This is a genomic window from Rahnella sp. P4_A8, from assembly GCF_056402435.1.
In genome coordinates, this window is record NZ_JBFUHK010000003.1 from 1 (window position 1) to 21,275 (window position 21,275).

Consider the following 21,275-nt stretch of genomic DNA (forward strand, 5'->3'; position numbering starts at 1 on the left):
AACTACCTCTTTTATAGACTGACTATAACTGCAAATATTAAATACCAGAAACAAAGCATCACAGATATATCCGATAGCCAAATACGGTCATAATCATCTATTGTTGTTATGTATAGATAAAAGGAGCGTACATGACCACAGCACTGCTGATTTTAAATGGAAAAGGTGCAGCCATCGAAGAACTGCGCGAAGCGGTGAACGCGCTGCGTGCCGAAGGCGTGAAGCTGGAAGTACGGGTCACCTGGGAACACGGTGATGCGGCGCGTTATGTCGCTGAAGCCATAGAACTGGGCTGTGAAACCGTGATCGCCGGTGGAGGTGATGGCACCATTAACGAAGTGGCAGGTACGCTGGCGCAAATTGACGGTGTCAGACCGGTTCTGGGGATTGTGCCACTGGGGACGGCGAACGATTTCGCCACCGCCTGCGGTATTCCCCCGACGCCGGAACAGGCGTTACAACTGGCGGTAAAAGGCCGGGCCGTCGATATTGATCTGGCATGCGTCAACAGCCAGCATTTCTTCATCAACATGGCGACCGGCGGCTTTGGGACGCGTATCACTACGGAAACACCGGAAAAACTGAAAGCAGCTCTGGGTGGTGTTTCCTATTTCATCCACGGACTTTTACGCCTGGATACGCTCAAAGCTGACCGCTGCGAAATTAAAGGCCCTGATTTTCAGTGGGAAGGCGATGCGCTGGTTATCGGCATCGGTAACGGCCGACAGGCCGGTGGCGGGCAACAAATTTGCCCGGACGCGCTGATCAACGACGGCCTGTTGCAGCTACGCCTTCTGACATCAGAAGAGCTGCTGCCTTCATTCCTGCGCAGTCTGCTCAGCAATGAAGAAAATAAAAACATCCTTTCTGCCAGTCTGCCGTGGCTCGAAATCACCGCGCCGCACGACATGACCTTCAACCTCGACGGCGAACCGCTGACCGGCAAACAGTTCCGTATCGAAGTGTTGCCTGATGCCATCCAGTGCCGCTTACCCCCTCAGTGCGAACTGCTCGGCTGATATTATCCCTTCTCATTGTTCATTCTCTGTACTGTGATCCATCTTGCAGTACAGAGGAATTCTGCCCTTATTTTTGTGATCCCATCCGATAAAACCCACTTCACATACTTGTATGGTAGAGGTGCATTACCTAATTTTAATCTGCCGATGTCGCTGAATAATTCATTCATGAATTTTTTGCGGGCAAAAACGACGTATTTCTTTTTACGACTCTTATTTATCCGGTGACGGAATGCAGGGGTAGTATGATTAATCACGATAAAGAAAGACCGATATCGGTAAAAAATATGCTGGCTTACGGCGGAGGAGATTTCTTCGGCGGCGGTTGTTTTGCGGTTTTGGGTCTGTGGATAATGTTTTTCTATACTACCTATGCAGGATTAAGCCCCGCAGAGGCCGGTGCCGTTATTGCGACAGCACGTCTGCTGGATGCTTTTTTCGATCCGCTTATGGGGTATGTCACGGATAATTTCTATCGTAATCCGCTGGGTAAAAAATACGGCCGCCGCGGTTTCTTCTTCTTATTTGGTGCTCCGCTGATTATGGTGACCTACATTATTATGTGGGTCAGCGGCATGGGATTCTGGTACTACCTTTTCACTTATATTCTATTCTATGCTGCTTATACGCTGGCAATTGTGCCTTATGAAACACTGGCAGCGGAAATGACATCCAGTTTTAAAATGCGCACCAAACTGACTGGCGTCAGAATGTTCTTCTCTACCGGTGCCGCGATATTAGCGGCCTGGTTACCCGGCCGGATCATTGCCTATCTCGGTGAAGATTCATCGTCATCATTTCTGATTATGGGGGTGATTTTTGGCGTGCTGTTTGCCGTGGTGATCCTGATGCTTTACTTCTACACCTGGGAGCGTCCGATCCTGGTTGACGTCGCTGCGCCGAAACTTTCTTTCCGCCGTGACATGAAACATCTGTTTAAATCCCTGATTTCGACGATGAAAGTCCGCACCTTCCGTCAGCATGTCGGGATGTATCTTGGCGGTTATGTCGCCCTCGACGTGCTCGGTGCGGTGCTGGCCTACTACATTATTTTTGTCCTCGGGCAAAACGCCGTGACCGCGTCGAATGCCATGACGTTAATGACTCTGGTGCAGTTTGTCTGCGTCGCCTTGTTTATTTTCCTGTGTATGAAATTAGGCAACGGGGCTTCTTACCGCATCGCACAGCTATTTATGCTGGGCAGTGTCGGGTTATTTTTAGCCATTCATTTATTACAATTGCCTTTTAATATGGCGCTGCTTTATCTCTCCGTCATTTTAATGGGCGTTGGCCGTTCGGGTACCAGTTATGTTTGCTGGAATATCTACAGCTTTATTCCCGATGTGGATGAAATGCTGACCGGAAAACGGCGCGAAGGGATATTCGCCGGGGTAATGACATTTGTACGCAAAGCCGTTCAGGCGGTGGCGTTATTTGGAGTTGGCCTGTTATTACAGCATTACGGATTTACACCGAAAAGCGCAACGCAACCGGTCGAAGCTGTTTACGGCATCACGCTGGTATTTGGCGCAGGTTCCGTCATTTTCCTGCTGGTAGGGTTATACAGCTCAATGAAATTCCGTCTCACCCGACATAACCATGCGTTGCTGGTCAGTGAAATTGAGCGGCTGAAAGCCGGCGGCAGTAAATACGATGTTACACCAGAAGCCCGTTTAGTTGCCGAGCAACTTACCGGCTGGCCGTACGAAAAATGTTGGGGTGATAATAATATTCTTATCCAGACAGAAGAATTATCCCCTCTGACGCCTGATGATCTCTCAACCGGAGCCAACCATGCCAAGAATTGAATTCAGCATGATGCAACAGACCATCTTCCGCGCCCTGCAAAAAGCCGGTCTGGATGAAGAAAGCGCACATACCTGTGCACGAATCCACACAGAGTCCAGTTGCGACGGCATTTCATCCCATGGGCTGAACCGTGTGGCGCGCTTTGTCGATTACGTTAAAAAAGGCTGGATTGATATTCATGCCAAACCAGAGCTGGAAAAATCCCTTGGCGCCATCGCCATCTACAACGGTAACCGCGGGATCGGCATTACCAACGCCCTGTTTGCCGTCGAAAAAGCGGCGGAGATGGCAAAAGAATACGGCGTCGGCATTGTCGCACTGAAAAACAGCAGTCACTGGATGCGTGGCGGAAGTTATGGCTGGCATGCGGCAGAACAAGGCATGGCGGCGATTTGCTGGACGAATACTGAATCCTGTATGCCTGCGTGGGGCGGCAAAACCCCCCGTGTGGGCAACAACCCGTTCGTGATGGCCGTGCCCCGGGCCAAAGGCCCGATCGTGCTGGATATGGCGATGTCACAATATTCCTACGGTAAATTGCAGGTCACGCGGCTGAAAAAGGAAAAACTGCCGTTCCCCGGCGGCTACGATAAAGAGGGGAATCTCACAGACGATCCTGGCCCAATCGAGGCCTCCATGCGTATTTTACCGACGGGTTACTGGAAAGGCTCCGGCCTGGCAATTGTGCTCGATGCTATGGCCGCGCTGTTGTCTGCCGGATCGCCCACCAATGAGATCGACAAAATAGGCAAAGGCAGTTGTACCGGCGCCAGCCAGATTTTTATGGTGTTTGACCCGACACAACTCGGTGGTGCCGAATTCACCGAACGCATGGCCGACAGCGTTGCAGACTATGTGAATCAGTCCGACCCCGCCGAAAACAGCCGCGATGTCCGTTATCCGGGCCAGACTGCCGCTTCCAACCGCGAAGAAAACCGCCGTTTTGGCATCCCGGTCGATGAAGCCGTATGGGATGAAGTGGTACGGCTGGCGGAATAGTTGCCGCTCTTTCACGTTAAATCACGCCTGTTAATAGCAGGCGTTTTGTTTTTAATCCCCGCAACATTTCCCTCACAAAGTGTGATCCTCTCCGGCAAAAAACGATAAACATACTTGTATGGTAGTTAGGATGAGGCGTATTTATAACCACAGAAAATGCATCCTACTTTTACTGCAGAAGGTCGTAACCGATGAAAATCGTGAATGCTGAAGTTTTTGTCACTTGTCCGGGACGCAACTTTGTTACGTTGAAAATCACCACTGACAGCGGACTGACTGGCATTGGTGATGCCACGCTGAACGGCCGCGAGTTACCGGTCGCGTCATATCTGAAAGATCATGTGTGTCCGCAACTGATTGGCCGTGATGCGCATCAGATTGAAGACATCTGGCAGTTTTTCTACAAAGGCGCTTACTGGCGTCGCGGCCCGGTCACTATGTCGGCGATTTCTGCCGTGGACATGGCGTTATGGGACATCAAAGCCAAAGCCGCCAACATGCCGTTGTACCAGTTGCTCGGCGGTGCATCCCGCACCGGCGTCATGGTTTACTGCCACACCACCGGCCATTCCATTGATGAAGTGCTCGACGATTACGCCAAACATAAAGAGCTCGGTTTCAAGGCGATCCGCGCACAATGCGGTGTTCCGGGCATGAAAACGACTTACGGCATGGCGAAAGGCAAAGGTCTGGCCTACGAACCGGCGACGAAAGGTAACTGGCCGGAAGAGCAGTTGTGGTCGACGGAAAAATACCTCGATTTCACGCCAAAACTGTTCGAAGCCGTGCGTGATAAATTCGGTTTCGACGAACATCTGCTGCACGACATGCACCACCGTCTGACCCCCATCGAAGCAGCGCGCTTTGGCAAAAGCATCGAAGAATATCGCCTGTTCTGGATGGAGGATCCGACCCCCGCTGAGAATCAGGAATGCTTCCGTTTGATCCGCCAGCACACAGTGACCCCCATTGCGGTCGGCGAAGTGTTCAACAGCATCTGGGATTGCAAGCAGCTTATCGAAGAACAGCTTATCGACTATATCCGCACCACACTGACGCACGCTGGCGGTATCACCGGCATGCGCCGCATCGCTGATTTCGCTTCGTTGTATCAGGTGCGTACCGGTTCCCACGGCCCTTCTGACCTTTCGCCGATTTGTATGGCCGCAGCCCTGCACTTCGACCTGTGGGTGCCGAACTTCGGCGTGCAGGAATACATGGGTTATTCCGAGCAAATGCTGGAAGTCTTCCCGCATAACTGGACGTTCGACAACGGCTACATGCACCCGGGCGAAAAACCGGGGCTGGGCATTGAGTTTGACGAAAAGCTGGCCGCGAAATATCCGTACGAACCGGCGTATCTGCCGGTGGCCCGTCTGGAAGACGGCACTTTGTGGAACTGGTGAGGGAGCGAAAAATGAACAGTGTCGTTATTCAGAAACCTGGAAAGTTAGTCATCGAGCAACGTGCTTTGCCGGTACCTGCCGCCGGTGAGGTACGAGTTCGGGTCAGTCACGCGGGCATCTGTGGTTCAGATGTTCATATTTATCACGGTCACAATCCGTTTGCGAAATATCCACGGGTAATCGGCCATGAGTTTTTCGGCCACATCGACAGCGTCGGTGAAGACGTAGACGTCAAACGTATCGGCGAGCGCGTGGTTATCGATCCGGTCGTCAGCTGTGGACATTGTTATCCGTGCTCGATTGGCCGCCCGAATGTCTGTGCAGAACTGCAGGTTATCGGCGTCCACCGCGACGGCGGTTTCAGTGATTACGCCTGTGCGCCAGCGAAAAACGCTTATGTGGTGCCGGAAATAATCCCGGACAAACTCGCCAGTATGGTCGAGCCGTTTACTATTGCGGCCAATATCACGGCGTTTCTACAACCGACGCCGCAGGATACCGCGCTGATATACGGCGCCGGCCCGATGGGGCTGACGGTGATTCAGGTGCTGAAAGGCGTTTATGGTGTGCAGAAAGTGATTGTCGCTGACCGTATCGACGAACGGTTGCAGATGGCGCAGGCCAGCGGCGCAGACTGGATCATCAACAATAGCGAACGCAGCGTGGCTGATGAACTGGCCGCTGAAGGTGTGCGACCAACGCTCATCGTCGATGCCGCCTGCCATCCGGCGATTTTGCAGGAAGCTATTCTGCTGGCGTCTCCGGCAGCACGTATCGGTATGATGGGTTTCTCCGGCGAGCCCAGCCTGGTCACGCAGCAAAGCATTACCAGCAAAGAGATTTCACTGTTTTCTTCACGCCTGAACAGTCACCGGTTCCCCCAGGTGATTGAATGGATGGAGCAGGGAAAAATCGCACCCGAAAAACTGGTGACGCACTGGATGCCCGCCAGCGAAGTGGAAGCGGCATTAACGCTGTTTGAGAAAGATCAGCGTTCCTGCTGCAAGGTTTTACTGACATTCTGATTTTTTGATTTTTTTTATACAAGACGGGAAGATCTCAAATATCTTCCCGCCTCCCGTACCTCATATTCTACCTATAAAAACGCAACACTATTAAAACGACACCTACAAGTGGAGCATACATTTATGTTTAAGAACCTACGCTGGATCATCGTATTCTTGCTGTTCTTGGTTTACATGATCAATTACCTCGACCGCGTTGCGCTGTCGATTACTGTGCCTATGATAGAAAAAGAACTGACCATTAATCCCGAACAATTCGGCATGATATTTGGCAGCTTCTTCTTTGGTTACGCAATATTTAACTTTATCGGTGGCCTGGCCGTGGATAAATTCGGTCCGACGCTGGTAATGGGATTAGCCGTCGGCTTATGGTCAGTATTTTGCGGCATGACCGCTATCGCGACCGGTTTTTATTCCATGCTTATTTTACGGGTATTATTCGGCATGGCCGAAGGCCCGATCTGCGCCTCAGCAAATAAGATGATTAACGGCTGGTTCCCGAAGAAACAGGCGGCAACCGCGATGGGCTTGCTCAGCGCCGGTTCTCCCCTCGGCGGTGCAGTGGCCGGGCCGATTGTCGGGTATCTGGCGATTTCCTTCGGCTGGCGTCCGGCGTTTATGGTCATTGCCAGTATCGGGATCGTCTGGATGGTCGTGTGGTTCTTTACCGTTGCCGATAATCCGCTGAAAAGTAAACGCGTTTCACCGGAAGAATTGCGTTTAGTTGATGAAATGAAGAACGAGCATTTAAGCGAAGAAGAGAATATGGCGCAGGCCGCACATGGTCTGGGCTATTATTTACGTCAGCCGATTATTCTGGTTACGGCATTTGCGTTCTTCTGCTACAACTATATTTTATTTTTCTTCCTCAGCTGGTTCCCGGCTTACCTGGTTCAGGCACATGGCCTGAATATCAAAGAGATGAGTCTGACAACGGTTATTCCGTGGATTGTCGGTTTTGTCGGCCTGGCATTGGGCGGTTATATTTCTGATAAGATTTTCAATATTACCGGCCGTTTGTTATTGTCGCGTAAAATTATATTAGTGGTCAGCCTGTTAGCCGCGGCTATTTGTGTCGCCCTCGCCGGTATTGTCACCAGCGTGGTGCCAGCAGTCATTCTGATGTCAGTGTCTATTTTCTTCCTGTATACCACCGGTGCGATTTACTGGGCGATTATTCAGGATGTGGTGCATAAATCCCGCGTCGGCGGCACCAGCGGATTTATTCATCTGGTCGGCAGCGTCTCGGGCATCATTGGTCCGGTCGTGACGGGTTTCATTGTGCAAAACACCGGACGTTTTGACAGTGCCTTTATTCTCGCTGGCGGCGTCGCCGCACTGGGTGCAATGCTGGTGTTCTTCGTGATTAAACCGCCAAAACACCTGCCCGACTCCACTCTGTCTCACAACTGATATTCTGAATACCAATGCTGCTCCCTGCCACAGGGGAGCGGCATTTTTCCCTATTTGCTGATTGTAATCTTACATTAACGCGATGCTGTTCATTCCGGGAGCGCCCTTTCCGCCATCTGCACAATCTGTACCCGGTACGCCATGCTTGCCATACTGCCCATCACTCAAAAGCCGTCAGAGCACATTTCAGGCGTAATGCATGAATCTTTGTAACACTGCGGTATTATTTTGATGGCAAAGTAAATTCCTTATTCTTCCTGACGCAACTGAGGGTGTTATGGCTTATATCATGGTGTTTTTGTCTTCGTTATTTATGGTGGGCTCAGTTTATGCGGCATCGGTGCCGGCCACAGCGATCTCTTCTCTCACAACGGCGATGAACGAACGCATGGTGGATATGAAAGACGTGGCGGCTTATAAAGCGGCAAATCATTTACCGGTCGAAGATTTGGTGCGTGAAAAGAAGGTTCTCTCTCTCGCGCAGACTGAAGCGGAAGAGGCAGGACTTGACCCGCACTCGGTGCTTCCTTTTATTCAGGCGCAGATGGACGTCGCCAAAGCTATCCAGTACCGCTATTTTGCTGACTGGTTATCGCAGCCCGATATGGGGGACAAACCGAAAAGCCTCGATAGGGTCAGGGACTCCATCTCTGCACAGGATAAGCAAATTTTGAGCGCCATTAGTCAGCGCCTGTTGGCCGGCGGGTTCAGTGAGGAAGATAAATCAGAGATTATGATTCTGCTGCATGCGCCGCAGCTAACCGAAGTGGATAAAGCGCGTCTGGTCCAGGGGTTATCCGGGATCAGACGCGTGAAACAGGCTGAAGGATGACGGTTTTATTCGTCCACCCAAACCCGCATCTCTCCTTCCCCACGATTCGCCCAGGTAAAGTACGGCACAAAGGTTATGGTTTGCGGTACCGTTTGTTGCGCTGGCGGATTGTAACGATACAGTGGCTGCTGACTGGCCTGAACGGATGTCCGGCGTTCGCCCTGTGTCTGCAATAAGGTTTTACCGGCGAACAATCCGCTGCCGGAAATCAGACGGAATTGCGCATCACCCGGCAGGCGGATGTTATGCAGTTCACTGCCGTTGTCAGCCTGCTCAAGGCAATACACCAGCGGCCCGCGCTGCACTGCCACTTTCCCCGCAACATGCCGCAACAGCGCGTTGCCTTTCACCCGCATCACCGGCATCGGCAGCATCATTTCAATGCGATCGCCTTTCTGCCATTCCTGCGTCAAACGCAAATATCCACGTTGCGTCAGGCTGGTCAGTTCAAGCGGGTTGCCATTGAGCGTGACCTGCGGACTGGCGCACCAGTCAGGTAAACGCAGCGCCAGCGTGGCTTCCAGTGGCTGATCGGTATCGATTTCAATCAGCACGCCTTCTGCCCACGGATAACCGCCGGACTGTTTCAGTCGCAACGCCTTTCCGCCGATGGTCGCTTCGACATCACTGCCGATATACAGATTGATATCCACACCGTCCGGGCGCTGGGTATAGATATAATGGCCGAGCGACGCCAGCAGACGCGCAATATTCGGCGGACAGCAGGCACAGCCGAACCAGCGCTGACGTACCGGTTTTACGTGGTCATAAATATGGTTGAACGGAATGCTTTTCGGATGCACTTCCAGAGGATTCACATAAAAGAAATGTTTGCCGTCGAGCGCCATACCGGCCAGCACGGTGTTATAAAGCGCACGTTCCATCACATCGGCATAACGGCTGTCAGAATCCATCTGCAACATACGGTTGGCGAACATCATCAGGCCAATCGATGCGCAGGTTTCGGTGTAAGCCGTGTCGTTGGGTAAATCATAGTCGGAAGAAAACGCCTCACCGCTGCTTTGCGAGCCGATTGAACCGGTGATGTACATCTGCCGCTGGGTCATGTTTTCCCACAATCGCTGGCACACCTCGCGTTTTTCCTGATCCTGACTCAACCGCGCCAGATGCGCCACACCGGCATACAGATACACAAAACGCACCGCGTGCCCGATGGCCGTTGTCTGCAAAGCCACCGGTACATGCGCCTGACTGTAGGCCTTATCTTTCACCATCCACGCCGGACCGTAAGTATTCCAGTGCGAGGTTTTTCCACGTTTCTCATATTCGATATCGTAGAAATGCGGCTGTGTGCCGCGCTGTTCAACAAAATAGCGGGTCAGTTCGAGATATCGCGTTTCGGCAGTTTGTTCATACAAACGCATCAGCGCCAGTTCAATTTCCGGATGCCCCGGATAGCCATGCAGTTGCTGTTCGCCCGGCCCGAAAACGTCTGCAATGTGATCCGCCAGTTTGCAGACAATCTCGAGTAACCGGGTTTTGCCGGTCGCCTGCGCATAGGCCACACCCGCTTCAATCAGATGTCCGGCGCAGTAAAGCTCATGACATTCAGCCAGATTGGCCCAGCGTTGTTGTGGCTCTTTGACGGTGAAATACGTGTTCAGATAGCCGTCAGGTTGCTGCACCGCGCCGACCAGCTCGATCACCTGATCCGCCGTTGCTTCCAGCGCAGGATCCGGCGTTTTCGCCAGCAAATACCCCACCGCTTCCAGCCATTTAGCCACGTCGCTGTCCTGAAAAACCATGCCATAAAACTCGCCATCGCTTTGCCCGGCGGCAATCCGGAAATTTTCAATGGCATGGCTTGGTTCGGCGTCGGCGACGTCATCGTTGAGCGCTTTCCACTGATACGGCACCACCACATCTTTCACCAGTCGCTGATATTCCAGCCAGAACGCATCGGAAACATTCACTTTTTGCAAAGGCACTTCTAAAGAATCAACCGGAGAAAACGGCATACAACCTCCTGAAAAACAGTAAATTAGATTTTTGCGGCCAAATCGTGCGACATCCGCGACAGCAATTTGTTATCGAGTTTGCAAAACATCAGCGTTCCCGCCAGCAGCAGATGCATCGCCGCAGGCAACAATGTTTCCAGCAAAGTGATCCCGCCGAGCGACGCTGCAGTCTGATGCTCTGCGCCAGCCTGATAAGAGACCATAATGAAGACCAGGCTGATGATCCCGGCACTTGATGCCCAGGCCAGTTTGATAAAGAACAGATTGAAGGCAAAGTTCATGCCGGAGGAACGGATACCATTTTTCCAGTGCCCGTAATCGTCGGCGAACGCCATGATGGAAAAGTGCAGCGGCAAGGTGAACCCGAGGATCACACAGTGTACAAAGATGATACCCAGCCACAGCGTCTGATAATGTTCACCGGCAGGGACAAACCACAGCATCAGGGAAAACACCGCCAGTACCAGATTAGTCAACATATACAGCCGCACGCTGTCGATAAATTTGGTCAGCTGATTGACGATCACCGCGCCAAGAATGGATGCCAGCGTTACCATGCCGAAGAACATAGAGGCGTAGCCCGCCCCGCCTTTCAGCACATAAGTGATGAAATACATGTAGCCGCCGCCACGCAGATTGAACACGTTGATCAGCAGGAAAGACATCAGTAAAACCAGCAGCAACTGATCGTTTTTCAGCATCCCGCGAATGTGTTCCTTAACGCTGAATTGCCCGAGCAGTGCAAGGGGCAGGCGTTCGCGTACCGTGAAGAAGCACCACAGGAACATCACCACAGCAACCGCGCAAAGCAACCCTACGCCCTGCTGATATCCCACCGCCGCATTGCCTTTACCCAACACCTGCACCAGCCACGGCAGCCCGACGGAAACCATAAAGCCCGCCACGCCGCACAGTACAAAGCGCCACGACTGACAAGACATCACTTCGCGATGATCAGTGGTCATGGTGTTAATCAGCGCGCAGTACGGCACGTTGATTGCCGTATAGGACACGGAGAGCAGGAAATAGGTGAAGAAGGCGTAGGCAATTTTGGCATCGCCACTCAGGCCGGGTACCGTAAAAGTGAGAAATCCGACCACGCCAATAGGCAACGCGATCCATAACTGCCAGGGACGAAAACGTCCCCAGCGGCTTTGCGTGCGGTCAGCCAGAATGCCCATCAGCGGATCGGAAATCGCGTCAATCACACGCAGCGAAATAAACAGCGTACCGACAATCGCAGGTGTCAGCCCGAAAACATCGGTATAAAAGAATGTCAGAAAACTGGTGATAAGACAGGTAATTATCGTGCCACCGGCATCACCTAATCCATAACCGATTTTTTCACTGACAGAAAGTTTGGCATTAGCAGAAAGTATTCTGTCCTCACCGTTTACCGGTGCAGAACCTGTATTAACTGAATCTGTTGGCATTATCTTTCCTCGCTTTTATATCGTTATTTATAAGCTGTAGGAACACAATGAATAAGGCTAATTATTCGTATCAGCCCTGAGATGAAATAAGGTACGCCATAAATCTGGCATAGGGTTCTCATGCCAACAAGAGGAGAGAAAAGTAGTTAAACGGGACAATTCCGACTCACATCCAGAATCTGTGAAGCAGATCAAAACCTCTTCATGCCCGGCTGGTGGTGCACGTTTCCTGTGCTACTGTCAGGCAAAACTTGCCTGATGAGTGCCTTAAAATGCCTGAAATGCTTACGTTCTCCGTAAATTACCCGGTTAAAGTGCAAAACGGTGGCCTGTTCATTTCCAGAGGAATTGGCACACATCCGACCCGACGCCTGAGTTCGCACGAATTAATTTATGTCGTCCGTGGCTCGTTGTCTTTACAGGAAGAAAATACGCGTTTTGATTTGCATACAGGAGAAAGTTTACTGTTATTTCCCGGCAGGGAACATAAAGGCGTCACAACCTTTGATCCCGATTTAAAATTTTACTGGCTGCATTTTGATATTGTGGAAGATATAGCAATCATTAAACCACAGCAAAATAGTCCCTCTTTACAGCTAAATATTCCACAGCATTGTAAAGTCAGGGACAGTGAAACCCTGTTAACGCTGTTCAGATTATTTTTATATGAACAGGAACGCGGCGGTAATTCTCTTGAGCTGTTCCTGATTTTGCTGTTAGAGGAAGTCTCGCGCGCCTGGCCGGAGAATATCGAACCCGGCGGCCCCGGCGTGGCGCTGGCCTACAAAGCCCGTCAGCTGATCACCACACAGTTTCATCTGCCACTGGGGGCCTCTGAGCTGGCGCAGCGGCTGCACTGTAATGCCGATTATCTCGGGCGGGTTTTCCGCCTGACCTTTCAGATGACGCTGACGGATGCGCTGCATAAACAACGTGTCGCTGCAGCAGAAAAGCTGCTACTGGCCAATACCGGCAATGTGGCGGACGTGGCACGCCTGACGGGGTTTAACGATGTGGCGTATTTTCGCCGGGTATTTCGTAAACTGCTGGGTATCACACCCGCGGCCTATAAAAAGCTGTATTGCCGGGAGCATATAAACTCCCAATAATTTGATGAAAGCTTGCGCTAACAATCTCAAAAACATCAGAAAACTCATGTTAGTATTGTCGTTTCCCGACTTTAAAGACAACTTTTGCCCATGACAGACTCCTTTGAATTTCTCAGTAATGTGCCGGTTAATCAGCAGATTTATCGCACCTTGCGTCAGGACATCGTCACCTGTGCCATCGCGCCGGGGGCATTCCTGTCGGAGAAAGAGATTTCCACACGCTTTAATGTGTCCCGCCAGCCGGTTCGCGAAGCTTTTATCAAACTGGCCGAAGCCGGGCTGGTTCAGGTTTTACCGCAACGCGGCACCTATGTAATGAAAATTTCCTCCAAGCGGGTTGCCGACGGACGCTTCATTCGCGAAGCAGTCGAAACCGCCGTGGTACGCCGTGCAGCCATGGTCGCCACCGATAAAGATCTGGCCTTGCTCGAACATAATCTTGAGCGTCAGACGCTGGCGGCAAAGAGTCAGCAAACGCAGGAATTCCTGTTGCTGGATGATGAGTTCCACCGCACGATTGCGCAGATCATCGACTGCCGCCTGGCATGGGAAACCGTCGAGCACATCAAAGCGACAATGGATCGCGTGCGCTTTTTGACACTCAGTAAAGTGTCACCGCCGGAAAATCTGATTGCACAACATTATGCGATTTTTGACGGGCTGAAAGCGCATGACCCGGACGCCGCTGAAAAAGCTATCCGCATTCATTTGCAGGAAATGATTTCCACCATTACCCCGATTGCCGAACAGAACAGTGACTGGTTTGATGCCGAGTAAGTAAAAGGACGTTGTAATACACAAACAGTGAACGACAGCGATCAAATTTTGCGGGTTATCCCTAAAATCTGTATGACAACTTGGTGTAAGCTGTAAACCACATCAATATCGTGGATACTTTTATGCCAGCCGCAGCCGCCCTGAAAAAAAGCTACTACAGTGCCGATCAGTCACTGTCCCTCTCCCAGCTCGATAACGAGAAAATCACCCAGATAGTTCATGATCTGGACGTGGCAGAAAGCGAAAAAGAACATTACGTCACGGGCTGGATGGGACAGAACAGCGTGGTACTGGTGAGAAATTATCAGGACAAACGGGGCACTTCCAGCGGCCTGGTGATGTCACGTGGCAACCGTTACAAACTCACCGTTCAGGCCATCACTTTCCGCATCCCCAAAGTACTGCTGTGGGTCACATTCCGCCGTAAGCCCCGCACCATGACCGTTATTGCCTATAACAAGCTGGGTGATCAGGCGACCGGCCTGCAACAGTTCATGCATGTGCAGGATCCTGAACTCAGGGAGAAACTGGAACAGGACTGGCGTGAACTGAACGATTATCTCGGCATGGCCTGCTGGCAGATGGATAACAACCGCCCGCAGTGGCGCCAGTTGTATGCGGATATCACGCCGCAAGCCCTCCTGACGCTGGCTGAATCACCGTGGTTCAGTGGCAAAAAACTGCAAAAGGATGGCGAATTTGAAGGGCTGTGGTCACACGGACAATTTATTGGCCGCCGCAGCGGTGAGCATGCGGCATTGCTGCTGTCGTGGCAGGACGAGGAGAACGACGATATTGCCAGCTATCTGTTTGAACGGATGTCAGCAACTAAAATCCGCGTCATGCTGCGCCCGCGTAAAGAAGAAAAATTCTATCCGCTGAACCCGTTTGATGCCGTTCATTTGCAACAGGCGCTGACGAAATTTCATCAGGTTGAACAGGCGCTGAGCGAAACCCAGCACCAGGCATAATCCGCGGTTACCACCAGCGGTGGAAATGATGCACAGGCCCGATACCGTGGCCGACTTCCAGTGAGTCGGCCTGCATCAGCGCCTGCTGTAAATAGGCTTTGGCTTCGCGTACCGTATCGGCCCAGTTGTGATGACGCGGACGTAACGCGGCCAGCGCGGCCGACAGCGTGCAACCGGTGCCATGAGTATGTCGGGTATTCACACGCGGCGCAGTAAACCGCTCGCGGGAACCGGTCACAAACAACCAGTCAGGGCTTTCCTCATCACTCAGATGTCCCCCTTTCATCAGCACGGCACCACATCCCATCGCCAGTAAGGCTTCTCCCTGCTCACGCATTTCGGTTTCATTCGCCGCCACCGCACATTCCAGTAACGCCGCCGCTTCGGGCAGATTTGGCGTAATAATGGAAGCCTGCGGGATCAGCAAACGACGCACGGCATCCACGGCCTCCGGCAGCAGTAACGGATCGCCACTTTTCGCCAGCATCACGGTATCCAGCACCACAAACGGCGGCTGATAATGTCTGAGTCGCTCCGCAACCGCCTCCACAATCTGACTGTTCGCCAGCATGCCGATTTTCGCACTGTCGATCCGCACATCGCTCAGTACGGAATCGAGCTGCGCTGAAACGAAACCGGGCTCAATGTTATAGACCGACTGCACACCACGGGTGTTCTGCGCCACCAGCGCGGTGATCACACTGGTGCCGTACGCACCCAGCGCCGAGAAGGTTTTCAAATCCGCCTGGATCCCCGCCCCGCCACTCGGATCTGTGCCTGCAATCGTCAGTGCATTAATACGTTTCATTGTATTTCCTCGCCATTCAGCCATTCCTCGCCCATTAAATACAGATTATCGAGGTATTCAGGCGTGAAACTGCCCGGCCCCTTCACGACCGCACAGGCGCGCTCGCCGGCACAGGACATCACCCGGCAGGCGGCGGCCACGTTATCCAGGCGATCACCCGGCAAAGCCACAAAGGCCGCCACCACCGCAGATAATGCGCATCCGGTACCCACCACGCGGGTCATCATCGGATGTCCGCCAGCCACCGCCCAACTGCGCATCCCGTCGGTGACGTAATCGGTTTCACCCGTCACGGCCACTACCGCACCGGTCTCCCGCGCCAGTTGCTGTGCGGCAGGTAAGGCAGAAAGGGAATCATCACCGCTGTCCACGCCGCGCCCGGACGCACTGAGGCCGCTGAGAGCCAGGATTTCCGAGGCATTACCGCGGATTGCGGCAGGTTTAAGTGTGATGATTTCACGACAGAATTCTGTACGCCAGCTCAGACCGCCGACAGCAACCGGATCCAGCACCCAGGGCTTTCCGGCCTGAGTGGCTGCGTGAATAGCCGCCCGCATCGCATCGGCATGGGGATGTGTCAGCGTGCCGACGTTCACCAATAAGGCATCGGCAATGGCGCCAAATTGCGCCGCTTCGGCGGGATCAACCACCATCGCCGGAGATGCACCCAGCGCCAGCAGGACATTGGCGGTAAAAGATTGCACCACGTCGTTGGTCAGGCAATGAACCAGCGGCGCTGAAAGGCGGAGTTGTTTGAGAGAAGTGGCGGCTAAGGCGCCGGGCAAGAAGGTAGGTCGGGTATTCATAAATCTCCCCACCGGCACTCAGGAAGGCGGTATCAGGAGAGATACCTGACTTCCCTACGCTGGCATAATCCAGATCAGGTAATACGGGTAAAATCTCAGCCCTGCTTTGCAGCGGGCACCCCGAGTCAAGGGAACATTATTGGCGGCGGAGGTCAGAAGATCAATCAGGAAATGCGTTAAAAAAACCGATCAGCCAACGTAATTGAACTCACTCCGCTTCACTGGCAGTATCAGGAAACAGACATGAACAACACACGTTGATGAAAAATTTCCTCAGGAGTTTTACTTGTCCTCATCACTTATTGTCCGTCCTTATGAAGAAGCAGACCGTCCGTTTTTACGCACGTTGTATCTGGCCTCACGCAAGCATACCTGGACATGGCTGGAAGACGATTTTCAGCTGGAAGATTTTGACCGCGCAGTGATCGGCGAGACGATTCTGGTGGCAGAACGTGACGGACATTTACTGGGATTCGCCTCAATTTTCACTCAGGAAAATTTCCTGCATAACCTGTTTGTTGATCCGCAATATCAGGGAACCGGCGCAGGTTCAGCATTGCTTCAGGCTGCGGAAGAAACGTTTACCCGTCAGGGGTCGTTGAAATGTTTAGTAAAGAGTAAAAAATCAGTCGCTTTTTATCTGTCAAAAGGCTGGAACATCATCTCTACGGGGGACAGTCCAAAAGGTGAATACTATTTGTTTCATTCATCAAAAAAATAATTAAGGAAGAAATGATTACCTCACAGAACCGTATTTTCGCGATCCTGATGAATATCAATTTTTCTTTGTCGTTAAGAGGTTAAATTCCGCAGCGGTGCTATACATACTTGGTCTTCCTTAAAATATTTCGAGGGTACGAATGAAAACAATAAAACTGATGCAGATCGCCGCAGTGACTGGCGCACTGTTCCTGGCCGGTTGTACCAGCCACATTACCAAGACGGAAAAATACTCAGGTTTTTTAGGCGATTATTCCGGCCTTAAGGAAGTGAAAACGGCTGGGGGAAATCCGGTTCTGCGCTGGATCGATCCTTCGTTTAAGAAAGAAAATTATTCTTACATCAAATACGAACCGATTAAATTCTACCCGGAACCGCAGCCTACGGCGCAGATCGACAAAACCACCTTGCAGGGGGTGCTGGATTACGCCAACAGCCGCATGAAACCTGCACTGGCAGAGCGCCTGCCACTGACAGATCACGCAGGGCCGCGCACATTGATTTTCAAAGGTGCGATCACCGGTGTGAACACGTCGGCAGAAGGTTTGCAGTTCTATGAAGTCGTCCCGGTCGCGCTGGTTATTGCCGGAACTCAAACCGCGACAGGCCACCGCACGCGTGACACTGAAGTGTATTTCGAAGGTGAGCTGATCGACGCCAGTACTGGCAAACCGGTGATCAAAGTCGTGCGTAAAGGATTCGGTAAACAAGTTTCTAATGATAAACAGAAAGTTACCGCCAACGATTTAAAAGTTGTGGTAGATAGCCTGGCGAATGATACCAAGCTGTTCAACGAATAAGTTCCGGTTTTCCGCACCGTCAGACACAGGCAGTCGTAAGGCTGCCTTTTTTCAGACTGAATCAGCGATAAACTCACGCAGCCACTGATGTGCAGGATCACGATGAGCGCGCTCGTGCCAGACCATGTACATCTCGAACCCCGAAACATCCAGTGGCGGTGTAGTAACCTGCAAAGCAGGATTTCCACGTACCAGACGTTCCGGCAACATCGCCACCAGATCAGTGGTCATCAGCACCTGAACGACAAACAGGAAATGCGGCACTGACATGACGACGCGGCGCGATAATCCAGTGGCCGCCAGCGCGATGTCGGTATTGCCATAGAAACCCCCACCATCAGGTGAAACGATCACATGTTCCAGTGCGCAAAACGCTGAACGCGATATCTCGCCTTTAACCTGCGGATGTCTTTTTCTGCTCACCAAAACATAACGTTCAGCAAACAATAATCGGCTGTGCAGGCCATTCATCACCGCCTCGCCGGTATGGAATGCGAGATCCAGCGTACCCTGCTCCATTTTGCGGATAATCCGCGCAGGTGACGTTTCAAAAATAGCCAGCCGTGCAGAAGGTGCGGCTCTACGTAATGCCCGTAACGCGGGCAGCACAATGGTCGATTCGCCATAATCTGCCGCCCCCAGATTCCAGGTATTCTTTGCCGTCGAGGGGTCAAACACTTCACCCGCAGACACGGCCTGCTCCAGCGCGGCCAGTGCCCGTCGCAGCGGCTCACGTAATTCATCAGCACGCGCGGTCGGCCGCATCCCCCGTGGTCCCGGCAGCAGCAAAGGGTCATCAAAAAATTCCCGCAACTTCGCGAGCTGAACGCTGACTGAAGGTTGTGAAAGATTACGGCGTTGCGCCGTACGCGTGACGTTTTGCTCGGCGAGCAGGACATCCAGCGTCAGCAACAAATTGAGATCCAAACGGCCGAAATTACTCATCGCTATACCTGCTATATGATCAATTCATTTCAACTATACCTGACAACAACCTACTCTGCGTTTACCACTTAGCGGAGAATTCGTCATGAATGTATTGATCGTCTATGCCCACCCTGAATCACAATCACTGAACGGCTCGCTGAAAGATTTTGCGGTCAGTCATTTGCAGGCCGCCGGGCACAATGTGCAGATATCGGATTTGTATGCCATGCAATGGAAAGCCGCGCTGGATGCCGGAGATAACACCGAGCCTTCACCAGGGCCTTTTCAACCTTCGCAGGATTCACAGCGCGCTTACCAGAATGGCACGCAAAGCCATGACATTGCCGCCGAACAGGAAAAATTACAGTGGGCTGATACCGTGATATTTCAGTTCCCGCTATGGTGGTTTTCAATGCCCGCGATTATGAAAGGCTGGGTGGAACGCGTTTATGCCTACGGATTTGCTTACGGCGTCGGTGAACATTCCGACACGCACTGGGGCGACCGTTACGGAGAAGGCAAAATGGCCGGTAAACGCGCCATGCTGATGGTCACGACCGGTGGCTGGGAACCGCATTACAGTGCGCGTGGGATTAATGGCCCTATCGACGAGCTGCTGTTCCCGATCCATCACGGCATCCTGCACTATCCGGGCTTCAGCGTACTGCCGCCGCTGGTGTTCTACCGCACCGGACGCATGGATGAAACCCGCTATGCGCAAATTTGCGCGGAGATGTCTCACCGGCTGGATACATTAGAAAGCGCGACACCCATTTCATTCCGCCAGCAGAATGGCGGCGATTACGCTATTCCGTCACTGATATTGAAACCGGAAATTGCGCCGGAGAAAAATGGGTTTGCGGCGCATTTGAAATAACGATCTGAGAGAATTTCAGGCATAAAAAATGCCAGTGGATAATTTAATCACACTGGCGTTTTGTGGATTTTAAATAGCAGATGTCTCTAAAACTTATTCCCATTTGATCGCTATTTTCTCAATGCGCTTTGCCGTTTTTGGCTAAATACATGGCGTTGTCGGCATATTCGAGAAGCTGACGTTCATCGTTACCATGCTCCGGATAGAGTGCGATTCCGATACTGGGCGTGATGGTCAAACTGTGGCCTTCCAGGGTAAAAGGAGGATTGAAAGCGTCACGGATTTTTTCTGCTACCCGAGCAGACGCGGGTAAGGAAACCCCCTGAAGCAAAACCACAAACTCATCGCCGCCGACACGAGCGACGGTGTCCGATTCGCGCACACACAACTTCAGGCGCGCAGCGGCCCCCTGCAGCAGTAAATCCCCAATACCATGGCCAAGCGTATCGTTAACCTGTTTAAATTTGTCGAGATCAATGTACAACAGCGACAACTGACCTTGCTCCCGACGTGCTGTTGAGAGCGCGACTTTCAGGCGGTCATGTAAAAAACCCCGGTTCGGGAGGTCGGTCAGTGGATCATACTGCGCCATATACTGCAGCCGAGCCTGCATTTGCTGACGCTCAATGACAGTCGCAATTTGAGTCGAAACGAACTGCAGCAACTCCTGATCCTGTTCGTTGTAGCACACACCCCCCGGGTAGCTTTTGACCATAAGCACGCCAATCGTGCCCTTATGCGACTTGAGCGGAACACCCAGCCAGCAGAATGGATTCATGCCAAAAGAGACCCGCAATTCTTCCATGCGGGCAACCATCGTTTCAGGTGTGAGCAGCAGCGGCAGACCGGTATGAATAATCTCTGCGTAGAACGTACCTGGGATCAGGGTAAAGGGGTCTGGCCTCGGCAGAAACTGATCCACATGATAAGGGAAGCTAAGTTTACCGGTTTCATCATCGTAGAGCGTCACCGAGAAATTATCGACGGGCAGCAGCGTGCCGACGATCTCATGAATGCGCTGGAATAACTTGAGTAAATCTTCGGCGGTATGTGCAGCTTCAGAAATAGAATAAAGCGCAGACTGCAACAATTCGGATCGTTTGCGTTCGGTAATATCTCGGGCAACCCCAATGCGCAATTGATCAGCCGGTGACCAGCGTGCCGTCCACATGATGTTGACTACTTGTCCATTCTTATGAATGTAACGGTTCTCAAAATGAAACTGAGGATTGCCAGACATGATCCCCACCACCGAGTTTCGGGTTATTTCCCGATCTTCAGGCAGCATCATGTCAAACATGTTTTTGCCGATCATTTCTTTCGGCGTATAGCCAAAGATACGTTCGCATGATGCACTCGCAAAAACGATATTGGCATGGGCATCAACCGCAAAAACAGCATCCATCATGAGATCAATAAAACTGGCCAACGGCGCGTGAGGATTCGATTCCATAGAGAAACTATAAGGCCTGAATATAAGAGTGAGTACGACTACCTTTACGATAGATATCCGTCGTCCATTAGCACTGCATCGTTTTGCACCACCGGTTAAAGATAGTACAGGT

The 21,275-nt window shown here is 51.9% G+C and carries 19 protein-coding genes and 1 riboswitch; of the genes, 13 read left to right on the forward strand and 6 right to left on the reverse strand.

The features are described from left to right. The first annotated feature begins 131 nt into the window (after positions 1-131). The 7 genes from yegS to AC1DUO_RS02430 all read left to right on the forward strand — a co-directional run bounded on the left by yegS (position 132) and on the right by AC1DUO_RS02430 (position 8,503). Entirely contained in the window at positions 132-1,019 is an 888-nt protein-coding gene (gene yegS, locus AC1DUO_RS02400; RefSeq protein WP_354566632.1) for a lipid kinase YegS, read from the forward strand. Positions 1,020-1,264: 245 nt separating this feature from the next. Beyond that, positions 1,265-2,827 (forward strand): MFS transporter, encoded by a 1,563-nt coding sequence (locus AC1DUO_RS02405; protein ID WP_112151273.1) that lies wholly within the window; start codon positions 1,265-1,267, stop codon positions 2,825-2,827. Further along, positions 2,814-3,827 carry a 3-dehydro-L-gulonate 2-dehydrogenase gene (yiaK, locus tag AC1DUO_RS02410; protein WP_449632214.1) on the forward strand — a complete coding sequence of 338 codons (1,014 nt, stop codon included), beginning with the start codon at positions 2,814-2,816 and terminating at the stop codon, positions 3,825-3,827. Before AC1DUO_RS02405 ends, yiaK begins: the two co-directional genes overlap by 14 nt. 191 nt (positions 3,828-4,018) lie before the next feature. Further along, positions 4,019-5,233, forward strand: coding sequence for a D-mannonate dehydratase ManD (gene manD / locus AC1DUO_RS02415; RefSeq protein ID WP_013574401.1), 1,215 nt, complete (start codon positions 4,019-4,021; stop codon positions 5,231-5,233). An 11-nt stretch (positions 5,234-5,244) separates the two neighbouring features. Next, the gene (locus AC1DUO_RS02420; RefSeq protein ID WP_119261354.1) at positions 5,245-6,258 is read left to right on the forward strand and encodes a Zn-dependent oxidoreductase; all 1,014 of its coding nucleotides are present in this window, start codon (positions 5,245-5,247) and stop codon (positions 6,256-6,258) included. A gap of 123 nt (positions 6,259-6,381) precedes the next feature. After that, positions 6,382-7,671, forward strand: a complete 1,290-nt coding sequence (locus AC1DUO_RS02425) for an MFS transporter (protein ID WP_015689485.1) — start codon at positions 6,382-6,384, stop codon at positions 7,669-7,671. A 277-nt stretch (positions 7,672-7,948) separates the two neighbouring features. Continuing rightward, entirely contained in the window at positions 7,949-8,503 is a 555-nt protein-coding gene (locus AC1DUO_RS02430; protein ID WP_013574398.1) for a chorismate mutase, read from the forward strand. 5 nt (positions 8,504-8,508) lie between these two features. Here AC1DUO_RS02430 and AC1DUO_RS02435 read toward each other — a convergent pair whose 3' ends face one another. Then, complete coding sequence (locus AC1DUO_RS02435) at positions 8,509-10,482, reverse strand: glycoside hydrolase family 127 protein (RefSeq protein ID WP_166859956.1); 1,974 nt, start codon at positions 10,480-10,482, stop codon at positions 8,509-8,511. 23 nt (positions 10,483-10,505) lie between these two features. Beyond that, complete coding sequence (locus AC1DUO_RS02440) at positions 10,506-11,915, reverse strand: MFS transporter (RefSeq protein WP_013574396.1); 1,410 nt, start codon at positions 11,913-11,915, stop codon at positions 10,506-10,508. Positions 11,916-12,196: 281 nt separating this feature from the next. Here AC1DUO_RS02440 and AC1DUO_RS02445 point away from each other — a divergent pair, with 281 nt between their 5' ends. The 3 genes from AC1DUO_RS02445 (at position 12,197) to AC1DUO_RS02455 (ending at position 14,772) form a co-directional block, all read left to right on the forward strand. Next, a complete protein-coding gene (locus AC1DUO_RS02445) occupies positions 12,197-13,024 on the forward strand; it encodes an AraC family transcriptional regulator (protein WP_199533867.1) in 828 nt (275 codons plus the stop codon). Positions 13,025-13,114: 90 nt separating this feature from the next. Beyond that, positions 13,115-13,801 carry a GntR family transcriptional regulator gene (locus AC1DUO_RS02450; RefSeq protein WP_013574394.1) on the forward strand — a complete coding sequence of 229 codons (687 nt, stop codon included), beginning with the start codon at positions 13,115-13,117 and terminating at the stop codon, positions 13,799-13,801. Positions 13,802-13,923: 122 nt separating this feature from the next. Then, entirely contained in the window at positions 13,924-14,772 is an 849-nt protein-coding gene (locus tag AC1DUO_RS02455; RefSeq protein WP_119261351.1) for a hypothetical protein, read from the forward strand. A gap of 7 nt (positions 14,773-14,779) precedes the next feature. Here the strand turns inward: AC1DUO_RS02455 and thiD are convergent, their stop codons facing one another. Both thiD and thiM read right to left on the reverse strand, forming a co-directional pair. Then, the gene (thiD, locus tag AC1DUO_RS02460; protein ID WP_112151281.1) at positions 14,780-15,580 is read right to left on the reverse strand and encodes a bifunctional hydroxymethylpyrimidine kinase/phosphomethylpyrimidine kinase; all 801 of its coding nucleotides are present in this window, start codon (positions 15,578-15,580) and stop codon (positions 14,780-14,782) included. Then, positions 15,577-16,386 carry a hydroxyethylthiazole kinase gene (thiM, locus tag AC1DUO_RS02465; protein ID WP_112197188.1) on the reverse strand — a complete coding sequence of 270 codons (810 nt, stop codon included), beginning with the start codon at positions 16,384-16,386 and terminating at the stop codon, positions 15,577-15,579. Before thiM ends, thiD begins: the two co-directional genes overlap by 4 nt. A gap of 34 nt (positions 16,387-16,420) precedes the next feature. Next, positions 16,421-16,519: riboswitch (TPP riboswitch) on the reverse strand. A gap of 153 nt (positions 16,520-16,672) precedes the next feature. On the opposite strand from thiM, the gene AC1DUO_RS02470 reads away from it, so the two are divergent. Both AC1DUO_RS02470 and AC1DUO_RS02475 read left to right on the forward strand, forming a co-directional pair. Next, positions 16,673-17,107, forward strand: coding sequence for a GNAT family N-acetyltransferase (locus AC1DUO_RS02470; RefSeq protein WP_013574390.1), 435 nt, complete (start codon positions 16,673-16,675; stop codon positions 17,105-17,107). A 139-nt stretch (positions 17,108-17,246) separates the two neighbouring features. Continuing rightward, positions 17,247-17,906 carry a DUF3313 domain-containing protein gene (locus tag AC1DUO_RS02475; protein WP_013574389.1) on the forward strand — a complete coding sequence of 220 codons (660 nt, stop codon included), beginning with the start codon at positions 17,247-17,249 and terminating at the stop codon, positions 17,904-17,906. A gap of 51 nt (positions 17,907-17,957) precedes the next feature. On the opposite strand, the gene AC1DUO_RS02480 is transcribed toward AC1DUO_RS02475, so the two are convergent. Then, the gene (locus AC1DUO_RS02480) at positions 17,958-18,851 is read right to left on the reverse strand and encodes a LysR family transcriptional regulator (protein WP_013574388.1); all 894 of its coding nucleotides are present in this window, start codon (positions 18,849-18,851) and stop codon (positions 17,958-17,960) included. Positions 18,852-18,936: 85 nt separating this feature from the next. On the opposite strand from AC1DUO_RS02480, the gene AC1DUO_RS02485 reads away from it, so the two are divergent. After that, a complete protein-coding gene (locus tag AC1DUO_RS02485; protein ID WP_013574387.1) occupies positions 18,937-19,710 on the forward strand; it encodes an NAD(P)H-dependent oxidoreductase in 774 nt (257 codons plus the stop codon). A gap of 118 nt (positions 19,711-19,828) precedes the next feature. On the opposite strand, the gene AC1DUO_RS02490 is transcribed toward AC1DUO_RS02485, so the two are convergent. Then, positions 19,829-21,163, reverse strand: coding sequence for a sensor domain-containing protein (locus AC1DUO_RS02490; protein ID WP_013574386.1), 1,335 nt, complete (start codon positions 21,161-21,163; stop codon positions 19,829-19,831). Positions 21,164-21,275 lie beyond the last annotated feature (112 nt).

What these genes read in the sequence shown, in the direction of transcription:
- thiM (WP_112197188.1), bottom strand. Translation starts at nt 16,386, where the DNA reads ATGAATACCCGACCTACCTTCTTGCCCGGCGCCTTAGCCGCCACTTCT.
- yiaK (WP_449632214.1), top strand. Translation starts at nt 2,814, where the DNA reads ATGCCAAGAATTGAATTCAGCATGATGCAACAGACCATCTTCCGCGCC.
- AC1DUO_RS02405 (WP_112151273.1), top strand. Translation starts at nt 1,265, where the DNA reads ATGATTAATCACGATAAAGAAAGACCGATATCGGTAAAAAATATGCTG.
- AC1DUO_RS02420 (WP_119261354.1), top strand. Translation starts at nt 5,245, where the DNA reads ATGAACAGTGTCGTTATTCAGAAACCTGGAAAGTTAGTCATCGAGCAA.
- AC1DUO_RS02430 (WP_013574398.1), top strand. Translation starts at nt 7,949, where the DNA reads ATGGCTTATATCATGGTGTTTTTGTCTTCGTTATTTATGGTGGGCTCA.
- AC1DUO_RS02440 (WP_013574396.1), bottom strand. Translation starts at nt 11,915, where the DNA reads ATGCCAACAGATTCAGTTAATACAGGTTCTGCACCGGTAAACGGTGAG.
- AC1DUO_RS02435 (WP_166859956.1), bottom strand. Translation starts at nt 10,482, where the DNA reads ATGCCGTTTTCTCCGGTTGATTCTTTAGAAGTGCCTTTGCAAAAAGTG.
- AC1DUO_RS02475 (WP_013574389.1), top strand. Translation starts at nt 17,247, where the DNA reads ATGAAAACAATAAAACTGATGCAGATCGCCGCAGTGACTGGCGCACTG.
- AC1DUO_RS02425 (WP_015689485.1), top strand. Translation starts at nt 6,382, where the DNA reads ATGTTTAAGAACCTACGCTGGATCATCGTATTCTTGCTGTTCTTGGTT.
- thiD (WP_112151281.1), bottom strand. Translation starts at nt 15,580, where the DNA reads ATGAAACGTATTAATGCACTGACGATTGCAGGCACAGATCCGAGTGGC.
- AC1DUO_RS02490 (WP_013574386.1), bottom strand. Translation starts at nt 21,163, where the DNA reads ATGGAATCGAATCCTCACGCGCCGTTGGCCAGTTTTATTGATCTCATG.
- AC1DUO_RS02480 (WP_013574388.1), bottom strand. Translation starts at nt 18,851, where the DNA reads ATGAGTAATTTCGGCCGTTTGGATCTCAATTTGTTGCTGACGCTGGAT.
- yegS (WP_354566632.1), top strand. Translation starts at nt 132, where the DNA reads ATGACCACAGCACTGCTGATTTTAAATGGAAAAGGTGCAGCCATCGAA.
- manD (WP_013574401.1), top strand. Translation starts at nt 4,019, where the DNA reads ATGAAAATCGTGAATGCTGAAGTTTTTGTCACTTGTCCGGGACGCAAC.
- AC1DUO_RS02455 (WP_119261351.1), top strand. Translation starts at nt 13,924, where the DNA reads ATGCCAGCCGCAGCCGCCCTGAAAAAAAGCTACTACAGTGCCGATCAG.
- AC1DUO_RS02445 (WP_199533867.1), top strand. Translation starts at nt 12,197, where the DNA reads ATGCTTACGTTCTCCGTAAATTACCCGGTTAAAGTGCAAAACGGTGGC.
- AC1DUO_RS02450 (WP_013574394.1), top strand. Translation starts at nt 13,115, where the DNA reads ATGACAGACTCCTTTGAATTTCTCAGTAATGTGCCGGTTAATCAGCAG.
- AC1DUO_RS02485 (WP_013574387.1), top strand. Translation starts at nt 18,937, where the DNA reads ATGAATGTATTGATCGTCTATGCCCACCCTGAATCACAATCACTGAAC.